Genomic DNA, 17,862 nt, shown 5'->3' with positions numbered 1-17,862 from the left:
AACCTGAGGCAGCACCAAAGTCTGTCAAGACTTGTATTAGGACGATTTTCCCTTAGCCTCCCGTCGCGGTTCCGGTTCGGGTGGTGCGATGTTGAAAGAACAAAACACGAACATTATGGGTGGTCTCGGACGCGATGCCGAACGCCTGCTGGCGGCGCTGGCGCCCGAGGGCGCCTACGCCTTCCCTGATCCAAGTGCGCCGGAAACGCTGATCGTGCGCAGCGGCGGACAAGGGGTATCGCTGGGCGCGGGGCGTTTTCCGGTACGGGCCGGCGAAGCGCTGGTGGCGGCGGATCTCGCATCGCGCGATGACGGGCGGCGCAACCGGCTGGTCATCGTTGCAGCCGGTCGCGCCCGTCTGCGGCGAGCGGAAATCAGCGGGCCGGACAGCTTCCGAATGCAGCACCTCGCCGTGGTCCGGGAGCGCACGGGCGATGGGGAACGGGTGCGGGACACGGCGGAGAGCCCTCTGGCCTGGATGGCGCGGCGGCGCGGACGCGACGGAGAGCCGATGATCGATGCGGCCGCCTTCGCGGCGGGCGAGCGGCTGCGTCACGACCTCGCCTCGGCACAGACGATGCCGCAACTCTCGACCGATTGGACCGCCCCGCGCGTCGATGGCGGCGGCCCGCGCGATCCGAGTTCGGGCTCCGACCGGGTCATTGCCGCGCGCCAGCGGGTGGATCTCGCGCTGGCGGCGGTGGGCTCGGATTTGTCGGGGCTTCTGATCGACCTGTGCGGCTTCCTCAAGGGCCTCGAACGGATCGAGGCGGAGCGGCGCTGGCCGGCGCGATCCGCCAAGGTGGTGGCCCGGATCGCCCTCGGCCGGCTCGCCGAGCATTACGGCATCGCGCGCGAGGCGACAGGACCGGAGCGGGCCCGCACCCGCGCATGGCGCCTCAAGACGGACCGGCCGCCGGCCTCGTCCTGAGATCCCCTGGCCCGCCGCATTAGAGGTCTCGCGGCGGATCAGTTCAGTGTCTGAAGGCGGCCCGCATCCTTCCGGATGCGGTCCACCATCGCGCGCACGCCGTTCGAGCGCTTCGATGTGATGTGCGCGCCGAAATCGAGACGCTTGAGCAGATCGAAGCCGTCGGCCTTGATCGCCTCGTCCGGCGTCTTCCCCTCGTAAAGCGCCACCATCAGCGCCACGAAGCCCTTCACGATATGGGAGTCGCTGTCCCCTTCGAGCTTCAGCGCCGGGTGACCCGTGTCGTCCTTTAGAGAGACGTCGATCCACACCTGGCTTTCGCAGCCGGAAACGCGGTTGTCCTCGACCTTCGCCGCTTCCGGCATTTTAGGCATCAGCTTACCGAGCTCGATCACATACTCGTAGCGATCCATGGGGTCGTCGAGGATCTCGAAGTTCTCGATGATGGTGTCGAGGTCGGGGAGCATGGCACTCGCGTTCAGGCGCATCGGTCAATCGATTCCGATATAGCGATCGTTAGCCCAGGCAGCGAGGCACCCGCCTGCACCCTTTGCGTCAGCTCAGGGAAGGCGAGAGTGTCGGCGGCACGTAGGCGCGGGCCTCAGGCAATTGCAGGTGAAGCGGGTCGGCCGCCGTCGCCGTGCCGCTGACCGCGATCTCGGCCTGTGCGGCATAGGCGGCGATGAGGCGGGGACCGAGTTTCGGCACGCCCTCCCGCCCCTCCGCAGCGGCCTCTCCGGACCCGGAGACGACCGAGAGGCGCACCGGAGCGCCGGCCCCTGCCTCAATGCGGATGCTGATGCCGCAGGTCACCGTCTCCGTCGTGGCATCGAGGCATTCCGCGACGACCTCCGCCACGATCATGCCAAGGGCGTTGGCGGTGCGCGGCTCGACCAGACTCGTCCCGTCTCCGTCGACCGTCACGCCGATCCTCCCGGCCCGGCGCAACTGTCCGAGCCCGGAGGCGAGCCGCCGCAGATAATCGCGCAGGTCGATCGAGGCGATGTGTGGCGCCTCGTGCAGATGCTGCTGCACCAGGGCGATCGCCCGCACCCGCTGGCCCAGGGCATCGAAGCTGCCGCGGCAGGCATCCGGTGCGGCGCGGCCGTAGAGGCCGATCAGGCTCACCATCACTTGGAGGTTGTTGCGCACCCGGTGGTAGATTTCGGCAAGCAGCGTCTCCTTCTCGACCAGGGCGCGCTCGGCATGCTCCTCGGCGTTCTTCCGGTCGGTGATGTCGAAGCACGAGCCGAGATAGCCGTGGAAGACGCCGTTCTCCTCGAGCGGACGGCCGGTATCAAGGAGCCAGCGATAGGCGCCGTCGTGACGGCGCAGGCGAAACTCCACGGTGAAGGGAAGGCGCGACTCAATTGATTTCGCGACGATCTCGGCGTGGCGGTCGAAATCGTCCGGATGCAACCCGTTGCGCCAGCCATTGCCGATCTCGTCGGCCAGGGCACGTCCCGTGAACTGGAGCCAGCACTCGTTGTGATAGGTGGAGCGGCCGGAGTCATCCGTCCGCCACATCATCAGCGGCACGTGGTCAGCGAAGCGGCGAAAGCCGTCGCTGAGGTCGAACGCGGTGTCCGTCCCGCCATTCCCCGAAAGGCCGCCCTGTGGCGTGTCAGCACCCATACCGCTCGTCTATTCGCTTGCTGCAGCCTGAAACGACTTCCTCTTCGCGCCGGTCAACGTGCGCGGTGTTGGGCCGTTCCGGGCCGTCCCTAAGTCGATGTGTGCTGTCGGGCGGAAAAGCCCCCGTTTCAAGCCACGATCAGGCCGGTTTTCACGAAAGCTCCATCATCTCACGGATGCGTGCAGCGAGCCGTTCGACCGGAAACGGCTTGGTGATCATCTGCATGTCCGGATCGAGCCGGCCGCCGCCGAAGGTCGCATCCTCGGCGTATCCGGTCATGAACAGCACCCGCAGCCCCGGCCGCTGGGCGCGGGCGTGGTCGGCAAGTTGGCGTCCGTTGAGACCCGGCAGGCCGACATCTGTGACCAGGAGATCGATCCGGGCGGACGATCGCACGATCTCCAGGCCGGAGGGCCCGTCCGGTGCCTCGATGGCGCGGTAGCCGAGTTCACGCAGCACCTCGACGACGAGGTTGCGCACCACCGGCTCGTCCTCGACGACGAGCACCGTCTCGCTCAGCTCCGTGCGCGCCGGCTCGTGCGATGCGGCCGACGCTTGTTCGGACGGCAACGCGCCGTGGTAGCGGGGCAGGTAGATCGTCACCGTCGTACCCCGGCCGGGCTCGGAGACGATCCGGGCATGCCCCTCCGACTGACGGGCAAAACCGTAGATCATCGACAGGCCGAGACCGGTCCCCATGCCGAGGGGCTTGGTCGTGAAGAACGGCTCGAAGGCCCGGGCGGCGACCTCCGGCGGCATGCCGTGGCCCGTATCGGTGACGCTGATGGAGACATAGGCACCCTCGCGGGCGCCCGGATGCAGGCTCAAATCGGCGGGCTCGATTTGGATATTGCCGGTCTCGACAACGAGCCGGCCGCCCTCCGGCATGGCGTCGCGCGCATTGATGACGAGGTTGAGCACCGCGTTTTCGAGCTGGTGCGGATCGCAGAGCGTGGGCCAGAGCCCGTCCGTGGCGACGATGTCGAGCGGCACCTGCTCGGGGAGCGCACGCCGGAGCATCTCCTCCATGCCGGCCAGCAGCGCATTCACATCGACGGGCTTCTGTTCGAGCGGCTGGCGCCGGGCGAAGGCGAGCAGGCGATGGGTCAGCGACGCGGCACGGTGAGCCGAGGTGAGGGCCGCCCCGGCATAGCGTTCCAGGGTCTCGACGCGGCCCTGGGAGATACGGGTCTGCATCAGGTCGAGCGAACCGATGATGCCAGTGAGGAGGTTGTTGAAATCGTGGGCGATGCCGCCGGTCAACTGGCCGACCGCCTCCATTTTCTGCGCCTGCCGCAACTGCTCCTCGGCGAGACGCTGGTCGGTGATGTCGCGGCCGACGAAGTGGAAGCAGCCGCCCTCGGGCACCGCCGTCCACATCACCGTGCGCCGGCGCCCGTCCTTGCTGAGGATGCGGTCGACGAAATCGGTGATCTGCTCGCTCCCGGCGAGCCGTGCCAGCACCGCGCCGGTGCCGGCATGGTCCTCGGGGTCGATGAAATCGAGGAACGGACGTTCGAGCAACTCCCGCTCGCTCCAGCCGAGCAGGCGCCCCCAGGCCGGATTAACGCTGCGGAGGTGGCCATCGAGGCCGGCCGTTCCCATCAGGTCGTTGGTGGTCTGCCAGAGGCGGTCGCGCTCGCGGGTGCGCTCGCCGACCTCGCGCTCCAGCATCGCCTCGATACGCTTGGCATCCGAGATGTCGGTAACGAACAGGTAGGCTCCGTCGCTCGAGCCGTCCGGCATTGGTCGCGGCAGGTAGCGGATGTCGGCGATGCGCGAGCTGCCGTCCCGACGCGGCCAGGCCCGCTCGGCGCGAACATCGTGGCCGGCGCGGGCGCTCTCGAAGCGTGGCCGCGCCTCGGCGAAATCCGCCGGCCCGATCAGCGCGGCAAGCGTCTGCCCGACCGACTCCGTCGGAGGGATGCCGAACCAGTCGGCGCTGGCGGCATTGGCGAAGCGGCAGACGCCGTCCGCATCGAACAGGGCGATGAGGACCGGCAGCGAATCGGCGACCAAGCGCAGTTCGCGGGCGTTCGCGCGCTCGGCCTGTTCGGCGCGGGCGCGCTCGGCGGCATGTCCCACGCGCTGGGCGACATCCTCGACCAGCCCGATCTCCTCGGGGCGCCAGACCCGCGGCTGCGGCTCGTGCAGGTAGAGGATCGCCCGCAGCCGCCCCTCGCGGATCAGCGGCACGACGACGAGCGACCGGCACCCGACGGAATCCCAGGTCGCCGCGTAATCGCGCCCGGCCCGGGGGTCGGCGTAGCAATCCTCCACCACGAGGGTCAGCCCGGCCCGTAGCTCCGCGATCGCCGCCGGGCCGAACCCGTCGAGGATGCGCGATACGCCCGCGAGGCTCGGCGCCGACGGGTCGCGGGTCCAGTCGCGCTCGACCCGCACGATCTCGCCGGCCTCGTCGATCTCGCCATAGCCGGCCCGAGACGCGCCGACATGGGCACCGAGCGTCGCGGCCGCGGCCTGCGTCACCGCCTGCGGGTCGTCCGCCTCCCTCAGCCGGTCGTTCAGGCCCAGCAGGAAGGCTTGGCGCTCCTCCGCGAGCTTGCGGTCGTGGATATCGGTGCAGGTGCCGAACCAGCGCACGATCCGCTCGTCCGCATCGCGCACCGGCTGGGCTCGGCCGAGCACCCAGCGGTAGAGGCCCGAGCGGTGCCGCAGGCGATACTCGATCTGGTAGTTTTCCCCCGTGGCCAGGGCATGCTGCCAAACGGCCCAAGCCCGCTCACGGTCATCGGGATGGATCATCCCGCTCCAGGCCTCGCCGTCGGTCGTGCCGGCGGGGACGCCGGTGAACGCGTACCAACGCTCGTTGTAGAAGTCGTGGTAGCCGTCCGCCCGCGTCGACCAGATCATCTGATCGACCGAGTTGATGATGCCGCGGAAGCGGTCCTGGCTGTCGCGGAGCGCCTGCTCGATGCGCTTGCGCTCGGTGATGTCGAAGCTGACGCCGGGGAAATGGCGCGGCGTCCCATCCTCAGCCATTGTGCAGCGACCCTGCGCCGCGACCCAGCGGATGCTCCCGTCCCCCTGGACAAGACGGTACTCCGCATCGAATTGCCCCCCCGTGCCGAGCACCGCTTCAATGCTCGATCTCAGGCGCGGCAGGTCGTCGGGATGGACTCCGGAAAAGAAGGCGCTGACGGGCGCCCCGGCCGCCGCCATCTCCGGATCGACGCCGTAGAGCGCGGCAAAGCGCGGATCGGCGGTGACGCGATCGGCCGTTACGTCCCAGTCCCAGATGCCGATGCTGCCTCCAGCCGAGAGCGCCATCTCCAGGCGCTCGTCGCTGCGGCGGCGCGCGCGGTCGGCCAGCACCTCGGCCGTCGTTTCCGCGGTCACGCAGATCATGCCGTTGATGTGGCCCGCATCGTCGCGCACCGGCGAGTAGGTGAAGCTCCACCAGCTCTGCTCGGGCACTCCGTAGCGATCCATGAGAAGCGGCAGGTTGTGCTGGGCGACGCTTTCGCCGCGCAGAGCGGCATCGGCCAGCGGGCCGATATCCGCCCACAGGTCGGCCCAGATCTCGCGAAAGCGCGCACCGAGCGCCCGGGACAAGCGGTCGCCGAAGACCGGCCGGTAGGCATCGTTGAAGAAGGAAATCCCCTCGGGGCCCCAGGCGAGGAACATGGCGGCCGGGCAGGCCAGCATCGTCGCCAGCGTCGTGCGCAGGGAGACCGGCCAATCCTCCAGCGGCCCGAGCGACGTGTCCGACCAGGGATGGGCCAGGATCTCACGGCCCGTCTGCCCGCCCTCCGCAAGGAAACGCAGAGACGCCGGCACGCTCTCGCCAGCGGAAAGTCGGGTCATCGAACGAAGCTCCGCCGGCCGTGGATGCGATCCGGACCGCGGACGGGAGCGGCGCTTGCGGACCGATGGGACAGTGAAGGCTCCTCGGCGGCGGCGTCCCCTGCGATGGGCCGATGCATGGAAGGCTCGTGACGGGTGTGCATCGAATCATTGCGGCGGATCAATGCAGGTCCCGCCGAGAACCGCTTCGTGACGTTTCGATCGGAAACGGTCACGCGGCAGCCGGTCCCGGCATGATGGACGTGACATACAACAAATGTGGTATTCAGCGCATTGCCGAAGATAGAACCTGCATCATCCCGCACGAAACTCAGTCCTTTTTTGCATTGCAATAAGTTCAATCGATCCAAATCTGGCGTCCGGTTCGTGAAATGCCATCGAGGCGCTTGCCTCATGTGGCGAGACGTGCATTCTACCCCTCGTCCGTATCAGACCCGGCGAGAGAGCCCAGTTCGGCCCAATATGCCGTTCATGGCGTCGAGGAGCGACCGCCCCCGGAAGCTTCGAGGCACAATCCCGCAAGGGTTGGACGATCTGGAGGGTGGCGCTCCGGCACCGCTCCGAAGGACCTTCCAAACCGGCCGAGGCGCCGGGAGGTCCCCAGGAACCCATGACAGAGGGGGGCACGAAGTGCTGGCAGCGGGCATTTCGAATGCCCGGACGTCCTGGGGAGCCTGATGAACACGGACGATTTCACCTACGATTTCGACGCGCCCGATTCTGACTGGAACTACGAGCCGTCGCGGGCCGATCTGTTTCGGCAGATCGATGCGCCACTCTATACGACCGATTCCAACGGCTGGCTGACCTACTACAACGAAGCCGCCGCGCATCTTTGGGGATTCCGCCCCGTGATCGGCAAGGCGCGCTGGTGCGGGGCTTGGCGGCTGTTCGAGGCGGACGGCACGCCGCTGCCGCACGACCTGTCGCCGTTGGCGCTCACCCTCAGAGGCGCGCGCGCGGTGCGCGGCATCCAGATCGGTCTCGAACGGCCGGATGGGAGCCGAATGGCGTTCCTGCCTTACCCGACGGCGTTGCGCGACGGGATGGGCGCCGTTGTGGGGGGATGCAACATCCTCCTCGCCGTGGAGCGTTCGAGCCTACACGTCCCGCTCCGTGGGGCGTTCCAGGGTCGGCCGACGCTTCGCGCCGCCCAACTCGCGAGCGTGCACAGATGTTCGGCGTGAGGTTGCCGCGCCTGCCCCTGCGATCCACCTCGTTCCGGGGAAGCAATCCGCAGGATGTCTCACCGGATCGCTTTGCCGCCTGAGAAACAGGAGGAAGCCATGTCGGTCGATACCAACTGGAGCCTCGACGCCGTCCAGAGCCTGCGCAGCATGGCCCGCGAGGGCATACCCGTCTCCGTCATCAGCCTCCGGCTCAAGCGGCCGGTCGATGCGGTCTGCGCCAAGCTCGCCGAACTCGGCATCACGCCCAAGCTCGACGCCTGACCGGACGGGCGCCGGGGCATCGAGCCCGGGCGCCCACCCGCCGGACTACCAGGTTCCGGTGTTCTCCATGGAGGCCCACGGCTCCTGCGGCGGCTTGGCGCCGCCCTTCTGCAGGATCTCGATGGAAATGCCGTCGGGTGAGCGCACGAAGGCCATGTACCCGTCGCGCGGCGGCCGGTTGATGGTCACGCCCGCATCCTTCAGCCGCTGGCAGAAGGCGTAGATGTCATCGACCTGATAGGCGAGGTGCCCGAAGTTGCGCCCGCCGGAATAGGTCTCCGGATCCCAATTGTAGGTCAGCTCGATCAGCGGCGACTTCGTCGTCTCCGCACGCTCGACATCCCCCGGAGCCGCGAGAAAGACGAGGGTGAAACGGCCCTTCTCGTTCTCGACCCGCCGGACCTCCTTGAGCCCGAAGGAATCGACATAGAAGGCGAGTGCGCGGTCGAGGTCCGCCACGCGAACCATCGTGTGCAAGTATTCCATGACCACACCGGATGATGACAGGGATGGCCGGCTATCTGGCCCGGCTCACACGCCCGTCAACGGGGCGGCCGATCAGGATCCCGCGCGGCCTGTCGGCCAGCGCCCGCCGGAGAGCAGCGGGCCGTCGGCCAATAACATGATTTTGATAAAGCGCCACACTTGGTGCAATTGATCGGTCCGACCACGTTCGCTATCGAACATCTGCAGGATTGTTGGCATATTAAATCAAAATTACACTGAACAATTCGAAATTGCCATTCGTGGATGAGTTGGCGTCATGCACATTGCCGCGTCTGAGAGCTTTCATTTCCGCAAATTGCATCGGGCCAGCGTCGCTTCGTTCCATCCTGCGATGATGATCCGATCAGGCAAACCGCGACCGGGAGACGGCGCATGAGCGCCGGCTCGGTCATCCGGGGAATCGGCGAGGTCGAACACGCGACGCCTGAGCAGATCCTGGCCCATCCCGACTTTGCCGAGGCACGCCGCGTCTTCGTCTCGGAGCATGCCAAGGTCTACGAAGCCGGCGTGTTTCCCGCCCAGTTCGGCGCCGATGCCGGGCGGGTGACCACCCTGGCCATCATCGTCTGCCAGCATGCCAATTACGATCCGGCGGACAGGGCGAGCTGGCCGACGCTGAGCCTGCTCAAGGAGACGGTCGCCCGCTTCGGCTTCGCCAGCCCGAGGCTGATCGACAGCTTCGTCGCGCGCCTCGTGCAGACCAACTACCTCGAACTCCGGCAGCAGCCGGAGGACAGCCGCGTGCGCCTCCTGTTTCCGACCGAGCGCCTCCTCGCCTGGGATCGCGAATGGAAGGCCGCCCACTACGCACCGCTCGACAGGCTCTATCCCGATCCGGGTTTCGAACCGGCGCGGCGGCGCGACTTGGGATTCCAGGCGGCCCACGCCCGGTCCGCCGTCGCCGCCTTCGATGCGATCATCGCCATGATGTGGAGCAACCTCGAGATCATCGTCTTTCTCAGCAGCACGAGCGCGCTGATCATCCTGCTGGCGCTTTCGGAGATGGGCGGAAGCGACCCGGAGAGCCGCATCCGAGGATCGGACCTCGTCCATCTCGCGCCGCGCTTCGCCGTCTCGCGCAGCCATGTGCGCAACATTCTGACCGTTGCGCAGGAGCGGAACTTCCTCGTCCGCTCGGGACCGCGCAACGCCTATATCCACCTCACCCCGCACTGGGTCGCCGCGTTCGATCGCTTCATCGCGGGCAGTCTGGCGCAGAGCGATCTGACCTACCGCCTCGCCCTCCGGCATCAGGCGAAACAGGCGGTCTCGGCGGGCTGATCGATCCACGACGGATTCCGCTCGGCAGGGATCGCCTCTAGAAGACGGGACGCTTTTCCCGACGGCGAGCCCGAGACCGATGCGCACCGAGACGCCCCCGACCGTTCGCCTCGAAGACTACCGCCCGAGCGACCACCTCATCGACCGGGTCGAACTCGACGTGCGCCTCGACCCGCACGACACCCGCGTGACCGCAACCCTGGCGCTGCGCCCGAATCCAGCGGGCCGTGCGGGCGCACCTCTCGTTCTCGACGGCGACGACCTCACGCTCCTGGCGCTCGAACTCGACGGGCAGACGCTGGCGCCGGACGCCGTCCGGGCCGATGCCTCAGGCCTGACGCTGCACACCCCGCCGCAGCGTCCGTTCACCCTTCGGATCGAAACCCGGATCGACCCCACCGCCAACACCCGGCTGATGGGCCTTTACCGCTCCAACGGCGTCTACTGCACCCAGTGCGAGGCCGACGGATTCCGGCGGATCACCTACTTCCTCGACCGGCCGGACGTGCTGTCGGTCTACACCACCCGCATCGAGGCGGAGCGGGAGGCCGCCCCGGTGCTGCTCGGCAACGGCAATCCGGTCGAGGCGGGCACGGTGCCGGGGACGGGCCGGCATTACGCGGTCTGGCACGACCCGCTGCCCAAACCCGCCTACCTGTTCGCCCTGGTAGGCGGTCGGCTCGACCGGGTGGCCAAGCCCTTCACCACCATGGAGGGCCGCGCGGTCGAGATCGCGGTCTATGTCGAGCCGGGAAAAGCGGACCGGGCCGCCTACGCGCTCGACGCGGTGGAACGCTCCATGGCCTGGGACGAGACGGCGTTCGGCCGCGCCTACGACCTCGACGTGTTCAACGTCGTCGCCGTCTCCGACTTCAACATGGGGGCGATGGAGAACAAGGGCCTCAACATCTTCAACGACAAATACGTCCTTGCCAGCCCGGAGACCGCGACCGACGGCGACTATGCCGCGATCGAGGCGATCATCGCCCACGAGTACTTCCACAACTGGTCGGGCAACCGCGTCACCTGCCGCGACTGGTTCCAGCTCTGCCTCAAGGAGGGCCTGACCGTCTTCCGCGATCAGGAGTTCTCCTCCGACATGCGCTCGCGCGCGGTCCATCGGATCGCCGAGGTGCGCAACCTGCGCGCCCGCCAGTTTCCGGAGGATGCCGGACCGCTCGCCCATCCGGTGCGGCCTAAGCAATATGCCGAGATCAACAACTTCTACACGGCGACCGTCTACGAGAAGGGCGCCGAGATCGTGCGGATGCTGCGCACCCTGATCGGCGACACCGCGTTCCGCGCCGGCATGGACCGCTATTTCGCCGACAACGACGGCACGGCCGCCACCGTCGAGGACTTTCTGAACGCCTTCGCGGCGGTGACGGGCCGCGACCTCTCGCGCTTTGCTGAATGGTACGAGCGGCCGGGCACGCCGCGGGTCGCCGTCTCCGGCACCTACGACCCCGTCGCCCGGACCTATCGCCTCGCCTTCCGCCAGACGCGCCCCGGCGCCGGGGCGGATGCGCCGCCCCTCGTCATCCCGATCGGCCTTGGCCTCGTCGGCCCGAATGGCCCCCTCGACGGCCCCCGCGCCGAGCGGGTCGAGGACGGCGTGTTCGTGCTCGCCACCGCCGAGGATACCCTGACCTTCGAGAATGTCGGCGCGGCACCCGTGCCGTCGCTGTTTCGCGCGTTCTCCGCGCCGGTCCGCGTCGAGACCACCCTTGACGACGCGGCCCGCCTAACCCTGCTGCGCCACGACCCGGACAGCTTCAACCGCTGGGAGGCGGCCCAGCGCATCGCCCTCGGGCTCATGACGGCGCAGGTGCGCGGCGAGATGGCCGGGGACGCGGGTGCCGACGACTTCGTCGCCGCGCTCGGCGCGTTCCTCGATGCGGAGGCCCTGCGCGACCCGGCCTTCGCCGCGCAGGTTCTGGCCCTGCCGAGCGAGGGCGACCTCGCCGACGAGATCGGAACGGAGATCGATCCGGACACGATTTACTCCGCGCGCCGCGATCTGCGCCGCCGCCTCGGCAAAGGCTTGGCGGACCGGCTCTTGAGCCTGCGCGAGGCTCTGGCGGAGTCGGCGGGCACCCCGTTCTCGCCCGATGCGGCCGCGGCCGGGCGCCGGGCCCTGCGCAACGTCGCCCTCGACCTGATCGCCGCCGCCGACCCAGAGGCCGGCACGGCTCTAGCGCAGGCGCAGATCGCGGGGGCGACGAACATGACCGACCGCCTCGCCGGGCTTGCCGCCCTCGCTCTTCTGCCGGGCGAGGCGCGTGAGGCGGCGCTGTCGGCCTTCGCCGAGCGCTACGCGAGCGAGCCGCTGGTGCTCGACAAGTGGTTCGCGATCCAGGCGATGATCCCCGAGGACGGGACGGTGGCGCGCATCCGCCGCCTTCAGGGCCACCCGGCCTTCGCCATGACGAACCCGAATCGCGTGCGCTCCCTCGTCGGCAGCTTCAGCCTCGCCAACCCGACCCAGTTCAACCGCGCGGACGGGGCCGGCTACGCTCTGGTGGCCGAGACCGTGCTGGCGCTCGACGGCACCAACCCGCAGGTCGCCGCGCGCCTGATGACCGCCTTCGGCCCGTGGCGCCGCCTCGAATCGGGGCGACGGGCGGCCGCCGAGACGGCCCTGCGTCGCATCACGGCCACGCCCGGTCTTTCTCGTGATGTGACCGATATCGGGACACGGAGTTTGGCCGGCTAGTTAAGGGCTTGGTGAGGAAAGCGTTTCGGTGGCCCGCGGCGGCTGCCGGCCGCGCCGTGTCAATTCTCCGTCCCAAAAACGGCGTGGACAAACGCCGGTCCGCGATGTCCATTGTGAATACGATTCGAAGCAGCCGGCGCGGCCCAGGCCAAGGCGCCGTTTCCAAACAGTGCAGAGGTGTCGATATGTCGGGGGCGGTGTCCGCGTCCCTGTCCGCGCGCGCACGCGCGGACACGATCCTCGGGATCCAACGTACGACCGGCACTGCCCAGGCCCGCCTCATCCGGGCGGAGACGTGGCTTCGCTACGCGCTTCCGGCTTTGCTCGTCGCCTTCATGCTCACGCTGCTGGGCGTGGCGGCCGTGCAGATGCGCGGGCGCCACGACGAGGCGATGCGCGTGGCCACCCGTGAGGTCGAAGCCTTCGCGCGCCTCTCCGCGCTCGCTCTGTCGAGCCCGTCCTCCGCCACCGAGACGCGGCTCGAGCGCGTGCTGCCGGTCCATCTCCTGCCGGCCGGGCGCGAGGTTCTGGTGATCGGCCCCGGCGGCCGGATTCGCGCCGCCTATCCCGCGCCCGCCCCGGCCGAAACCTTCGCCGGGTATCTCGCCGAGGGTGAGCCCATCGCCATCCTCGGGGAGAGCGCCGGGGCGATGACGGTGAACCTCCAGGGCGGCGGGCAGGCGGTCGTCGCGGCACGCCGCTTGTCCGACGGGATGGGCGAAGTCGCGGTCGTCCAGAGGTTCGAGCCGCTGGCCGACAACTGGTGGCGAATGTTCGGCCACCACGCGGTCTCCCTCTCGGCCATCGGCCTGGTTCTGGCGGGCATGGCGACCGCCTACATCCTGCAGACGCAGCGGGCGCAGGCGGCGGACGAGGTCTGCGATCTCGTCAAGCAGCGCCTCGACACGGCGCTCGGGCGCGGACGCTGCGGCCTCTGGGATTGGGATATCGCTCGCGGCACGATCTTCTGGTCCGACTCGATGTACGCCCTGCTCGGCTACACGCCGGAAAAGGATCTTCTTTCCTTCGGCGACGTGAACGCCCTGCTGCACACCGAGGACGGCGATCTCTACAGCCTTGCCCGCCACCTCGCCGCGAGCCACGCCACCGTCGATCACGAGTTTCGCATCCGCGACGCGTCCGGCGCGTGGATCTGGTTGCGCACCCGCGCGGAGATCGTCGAGGATGCAGTCGACGGCAGCCGCCATCTCGTCGGCATCGCCATGGACGTCACCGAGCAACGCCGGCTCGCCGAGTTCACCGCCACCGCCGACATGCGCCTGCGCGACGCGGTGGAAGCGGTCTCCGAAGCCTTCGTGCTGTGGGACGCCAGCAACCGGCTGGTGCTGTGCAATTCGAAGTTCCGCGACCTGCACGCCCTGGCCAGCGAGGATGCGGTGCCCGGCCGCCGCTACGACGAGATCATGGGACGAGGCGCCCTCCCCCCCGTGCGCCGGGGCATTCCGGGCTCGGAACGCGGCCCGTCGCGCACCTTCGAGGTGGAATTGACGGACGGACGCTGGCTCCAGGTCAGCGAGCGGCGGACCAAGGACGGGGGTTACGTCTCGGTCGGCACCGACATCACCAGCCTCAAGCGCCACCAGGAGCAGCTCGTCACCTCGGAACGCGAGCTGATCGAGACGGTCAAGGATCTCAAGCGGTCCCGCCGCACCCTCGAAACCCAGACGCAGCAGCTCGCCGACCTCGCCGAACGTCATCTCGACCAGAAGGCCCGCGCCGAGATCGCCAATCAGGCTAAGTCCGAGTTCCTGGCCAATATGAGCCACGAGCTGCGCACGCCGCTCAACGCCATCATGGGTTTTGCCGAGCTGATGGAGAGCCAGGTTTACGGATCGCTCGGCTCGCCCCGCTACGCCGATTATTGCCGCGACATCCAGCAGAGCGGCACCTACCTGCTCTCGGTCATCGACGACATCCTGCACATGTCGCGCATCGAGGCGAAGCGGGTGCGGCTCGTGCGCCGCGACATCAGCCTTGACACGGCCCTCGGCTCGGCGGTGATGCTGGTGGCCAAGGAGGCGGCGAGCAAATCCGTCTCCATCGATCTCGAACTCGCCGGTGCCCTGCACGTTCTGGCCGACGAGCGGGCGCTCCAGCAGATCCTTCTCAACATCATCCAGAACGCGGTGAAGTTCACGCCAGAGGGCGGGCGCGTCGCCCTGCGCGGCCGCTCCTGCAACGGCTTCGTCCACCTGTTCATCGGCGATACCGGCATCGGCATCCCGAAGGCGGCGATCTCCAAGCTCGGCCGGCCGTTCGAGCAGGTCGAGACCAACCTGACCCGCAGCTACAAGGGCTCCGGCCTCGGCCTTGCCATCGCCCGCTCCACCGCGGAGCTGCATGGCGGGTCGCTGCGCATCCGCTCGGAGGAAGGGATCGGCACCCTGGTGTTGGTACGCCTGCCGATGCCGACGCCCGAGCGCCTCGCCGAGGTCGCACGGGATGCCGAGCGGGACACGCTGGCAGCGATCGGCGAGATGACCGGCGTGCCCCGGGCCGGAGGCGACAGGATCGTCGCCCTCTGAGGATCAGCCCGGCGGGTGTGTCGCGCCCCCGTGATGGGCGATGTCGATGCGGCGCGTCACCCCGAGCACCGGGCTCCGCGCTGCTAAGAAAGCCGCCACAGGCGCCGACGCCGGCGTGAGCGGCCTAAAGCATCGTCCCGAAAGGTGGCTGCCGGCTTTCGGAAAAAGACGATGCTCTAGGCCGATCGCCCCATGCTCCGAAGCGTCAGCCGATTTCCTCATGCCACGTGCGGCCGTCGCGCTCGATCAGGGCGATCGAGGCGGTCGGTCCCCAGCTTCCGGCGGCGTAGGGGCGCGGTGGGTCCGGGCGGTCGGCCCAGGCCTTGAGCAGGGTGTCGGCCCAGGCCCAGGCCACCTCAACCTCGTCGCGGCGCATGAACAGGGTGGCATTGCCACGCACCACATCCATCAGAAGCCGCTCGTAGGCGTCGGGATAGCGCTGCTTGAACGTCTCCTCGAACGAAATGTCGAGATTGGTCGGGCGCAGGCGCATGCCGCCGGGGCCTGGATCCTTGGTCATCACTTCGAGCTTCATCCCCTCCTCCGGCTGGAGCCGGATGACGAGGCGGTTCGGCTCGCGTCCGAAGGCGTCCGTCGGAAAGATCGAGAAGGGCGAGGCGCGGAACTGCACCACGATCTCGGACAACTTCTTCGGCAGGCGCTTGCCGGTGCGCACGTAGAACGGCACGCCCGCCCAGCGCCCGCTGCGCACTTCGAGCTTGAGGGCGACGAAGGTCTCGGTGCGGCTCGCGGCATTGTTGCCGAGGTCGGTGTGGTAGCCCTCCACCGGCCTGCCGCTGACCGCGCCCGCCACGTACTGCCCCCGCACGGTCACGCTCTGCACGTCGGCGGCGGTGATGGGCTTGAGGGCGCGCAGCACCTTCAGCTTCTCGTCGCGCACGGAGTTCGCTTCGAGCGAGATCGGGCTCTCCATCGCCGTGAGGCAGAGGAGCTGGAGGATATGGTTCTGCACCATGTCGCGCAGGGCGCCGGAAGTGTCGTAATAGCCGCCGCGCCCCTCGACGCCGACCGTCTCGCCCACCGTGATCTGCACGTGGTCGATCACGTCGGCGTTCCAGAGCCGCTCGAAGATCGTGTTGGCAAAGCGCAGAGCCAGCAGGTTCTGCACCGTCTCCTTGCCGAGATAATGGTCGATGCGGAAGATCTGGCTCTCGGGAAACACCGCGCCGACGGCGTCGTTGATGGCGCGGGCCGACTTCAGATCCTTGCCGATCGGCTTTTCGAGCACGACGCGGCTGTTCTCGCCGATCAGCCCGTAGCGGTCGAGGTTGCGGCAGATCGAGCCGTAGAGATCGGGCGAAGTGGCGAGATAGTAGGGCCGGATCCGGTCGGGCCGCTCGTCGAGCAGGCTCTTGAGATCGTCCCAGCCCTCGTCGCCCAGGGCATCGACAGCCACGTAGAACAGGTGATCGAGGAAGCCGGCGAGGCGCGCATCGTCGATCTCGGCCGGCGGCACGAAGCTCTTCAGGGCGTCGCGGGCGTGCTCCCGGAACTCCTCCATGCTCATGTGGCTGCGCGAGGCGCCGATGATGCGGCTCGTCTCGGGGATCTGGGCGTCACGGTAGCGCTGGTAGAGGGCCGGCAGGAGCTTGCGCTGCGTCAGGTCGCCGGTTGCGCCGAACACGACGTAATCGAAGGGCGAGACGGGGATGATGGTGGCCAAGCACGGCTCCCATGTTTCGCGCAAGATTGTTTCGCGCAGGATTCGAGGTGCCGGTCGGCGGCCGAAAACGGCTCCTGCGGCCCCGCGGCTCGTACCCGAGCGGTTACCGAAGCTCGGAAGCGTCCGGCACGGTGGGTTATCGGTTCACGGCGACGCCTTGCAAGTGCGCTGCCGAACAAACAAGCCAAGACGACCGAACCGGAACGGCGCGTCGCTCACGTTCGGCGGAGGGCGACGACCAACCCCCGCTCGCGGGTCCGTCGCTTCACTCGGCCGAGGTGCGGCTGCGGCGCGAGCCGATGGAGCTGTAGTTCGGGTTCGGCTTCGAGCCCGGCTCGACGGCTACGGCTTTCTTCTCGTCTGCGACCGGCAGCTTGGCGATGCGTTCGATGCGCACGCCCGCGTAATTGCCTCGCCGCCAAGCGAGATTGACCCGCAGCACGAAGTCCCGGCCAATGATTCGAATCATGAAGGCGGATGGCAATTCATAGGCCGCCGGCACGCCGAGTTTGGCGCCGGATTTGGAGATATCCTTGACGTTGCAAGGAATCTCGGTGCCGTCGAACAGCCGGATCAGCGCGATCCAGTTCGTCGAAGTCCGTTCCTCTCGCCGCGCGACAAGCGAGGCCTCGACCTGTGCCGCAGCGTCTTCGGTGATGAACTCGAAGGGAAAGTCGGCGACCTGGGGCTGGGAGTCCGGCATGGGTGCCCATGGCATAAGGCTTCTCGGATCGGACGATACCGGCAAAGTGTTGATGCAAAATGTGCATTGCGACAGACTCCCGTCCCCCGCGTGCATCTCGTTGCGCAAAAACTTGGCATTCGTCGAACACGTTTTCGGCACCAAGCGCGCGCAGAGCGTCGCCGATAAAGGCCTGCGCGGCCGAGCCTGAGCCGATATTCAAGAGAAATCGATCTCAATTCTCGTGATCGCAGCCGCACTGCGAAACAAGCCGGCTCTTCTTGCGGTGCAGCATAAATAGTCTGTGACGCAAAGCTCAAACCGGCTTGCAAGACATGAACAACCGATTAACCTGTCGCCATCGTAACGCGTTCGAAGTTTGACCCCTGGCAGGGAGAGGTCCCATGTCCGAGCTCATTCGCGTGAAACCGACCCAGGATGGCACCTACACCGTCTATCGCGGGTCGATGGCCCTGGTCTCAGGCCTGACGAGGCTGCAGGCCGAGCGCTACGAGGCGAGCATCGCCCACCGGCAGCGCCTGTTCCCACCCCTCCTCGGCGCCTGAAGCGCCAGAGAGACGTCTCGAGGGCGCGGCGCCG

13 protein-coding genes are annotated in these 17,862 nt (G+C 67.8%); 7 read left to right on the top strand and 6 right to left on the bottom strand.

The annotated features are described in order from the left end of the window. Nucleotides 1–88: 88 nt before the first annotated feature. Nucleotides 89–931 (top strand): DUF6456 domain-containing protein, encoded by an 843-nt coding sequence (locus J2W78_RS02380; RefSeq protein WP_253367705.1) that lies wholly within the window; start codon nucleotides 89–91, stop codon nucleotides 929–931. Between the two features lie 38 nt (nucleotides 932–969). On the opposite strand, the gene J2W78_RS02375 is transcribed toward J2W78_RS02380, so the two are convergent. From J2W78_RS02375 to J2W78_RS02365, 3 genes are all read right to left on the bottom strand, one after another. Then, nucleotides 970–1,398 (bottom strand): SufE family protein, encoded by a 429-nt coding sequence (locus J2W78_RS02375; RefSeq protein ID WP_253367704.1) that lies wholly within the window; start codon nucleotides 1,396–1,398, stop codon nucleotides 970–972. Between the two features lie 88 nt (nucleotides 1,399–1,486). Then, nucleotides 1,487–2,566 carry a sensor histidine kinase gene (locus J2W78_RS02370; RefSeq protein WP_253367703.1) on the bottom strand — a complete coding sequence of 360 codons (1,080 nt, stop codon included), beginning with the start codon at nucleotides 2,564–2,566 and terminating at the stop codon, nucleotides 1,487–1,489. Between the two features lie 151 nt (nucleotides 2,567–2,717). Continuing rightward, nucleotides 2,718–6,395, bottom strand: a complete 3,678-nt coding sequence (locus J2W78_RS02365) for a PAS domain S-box protein (RefSeq protein WP_253367702.1) — start codon at nucleotides 6,393–6,395, stop codon at nucleotides 2,718–2,720. Nucleotides 6,396–7,072: 677 nt separating this feature from the next. Between J2W78_RS02365 and J2W78_RS02360 the strand changes: the two genes are divergently transcribed. Next, nucleotides 7,073–7,582: a hypothetical protein gene (locus J2W78_RS02360; protein ID WP_253367701.1), complete on the top strand. Its 510-nt coding sequence runs from the start codon at nucleotides 7,073–7,075 to the stop codon at nucleotides 7,580–7,582. A 99-nt stretch (nucleotides 7,583–7,681) separates the two neighbouring features. Beyond that, nucleotides 7,682–7,846 (top strand): hypothetical protein, encoded by a 165-nt coding sequence (locus tag J2W78_RS02355; RefSeq protein WP_253367699.1) that lies wholly within the window; start codon nucleotides 7,682–7,684, stop codon nucleotides 7,844–7,846. Nucleotides 7,847–7,891: 45 nt separating this feature from the next. On the opposite strand, the gene J2W78_RS02350 is transcribed toward J2W78_RS02355, so the two are convergent. Beyond that, nucleotides 7,892–8,332, bottom strand: coding sequence for a VOC family protein (locus tag J2W78_RS02350; RefSeq protein WP_253367698.1), 441 nt, complete (start codon nucleotides 8,330–8,332; stop codon nucleotides 7,892–7,894). A gap of 393 nt (nucleotides 8,333–8,725) precedes the next feature. On the opposite strand from J2W78_RS02350, the gene J2W78_RS02345 reads away from it, so the two are divergent. The 3 genes from J2W78_RS02345 (at nucleotide 8,726) to J2W78_RS02335 (ending at nucleotide 14,896) form a co-directional block, all read left to right on the top strand. After that, the gene (locus J2W78_RS02345; protein WP_253367697.1) at nucleotides 8,726–9,634 is read left to right on the top strand and encodes a hypothetical protein; all 909 of its coding nucleotides are present in this window, start codon (nucleotides 8,726–8,728) and stop codon (nucleotides 9,632–9,634) included. 79 nt (nucleotides 9,635–9,713) lie between these two features. Beyond that, nucleotides 9,714–12,350 carry an aminopeptidase N gene (gene pepN / locus J2W78_RS02340; protein WP_253367696.1) on the top strand — a complete coding sequence of 879 codons (2,637 nt, stop codon included), beginning with the start codon at nucleotides 9,714–9,716 and terminating at the stop codon, nucleotides 12,348–12,350. Between the two features lie 185 nt (nucleotides 12,351–12,535). Further along, a complete protein-coding gene (locus J2W78_RS02335; RefSeq protein WP_253367694.1) occupies nucleotides 12,536–14,896 on the top strand; it encodes a PAS domain-containing sensor histidine kinase in 2,361 nt (786 codons plus the stop codon). Between the two features lie 205 nt (nucleotides 14,897–15,101). Here the strand turns inward: J2W78_RS02335 and zwf are convergent, their stop codons facing one another. Together zwf and J2W78_RS02325 are read right to left on the bottom strand one after the other, a co-directional pair. Further along, on the bottom strand, nucleotides 15,102–16,580 hold the full coding sequence (gene zwf / locus J2W78_RS02330; protein ID WP_253367692.1) for a glucose-6-phosphate dehydrogenase: 1,479 nt from the start codon (nucleotides 16,578–16,580) through the stop codon (nucleotides 15,102–15,104). A 265-nt stretch (nucleotides 16,581–16,845) separates the two neighbouring features. After that, nucleotides 16,846–17,391, bottom strand: coding sequence for a PilZ domain-containing protein (locus J2W78_RS02325; RefSeq protein WP_253367690.1), 546 nt, complete (start codon nucleotides 17,389–17,391; stop codon nucleotides 16,846–16,848). Between the two features lie 275 nt (nucleotides 17,392–17,666). On the opposite strand from J2W78_RS02325, the gene J2W78_RS02320 reads away from it, so the two are divergent. Beyond that, nucleotides 17,667–17,828: a hypothetical protein gene (locus J2W78_RS02320; protein ID WP_253367688.1), complete on the top strand. Its 162-nt coding sequence runs from the start codon at nucleotides 17,667–17,669 to the stop codon at nucleotides 17,826–17,828. The last annotated feature ends 34 nt before the right edge of the window (nucleotides 17,829–17,862 follow it).

Origin of the sequence: Methylorubrum extorquens, from assembly GCF_024169925.1 — a bacterium.
In the GTDB taxonomy this organism is placed as follows: domain Bacteria; phylum Pseudomonadota; class Alphaproteobacteria; order Rhizobiales; family Beijerinckiaceae; genus Methylobacterium; species Methylobacterium extorquens_A.
Note: the sequence above shows the minus strand (reverse complement) of the source record. Positions and strands in the feature narration are given on the sequence as shown.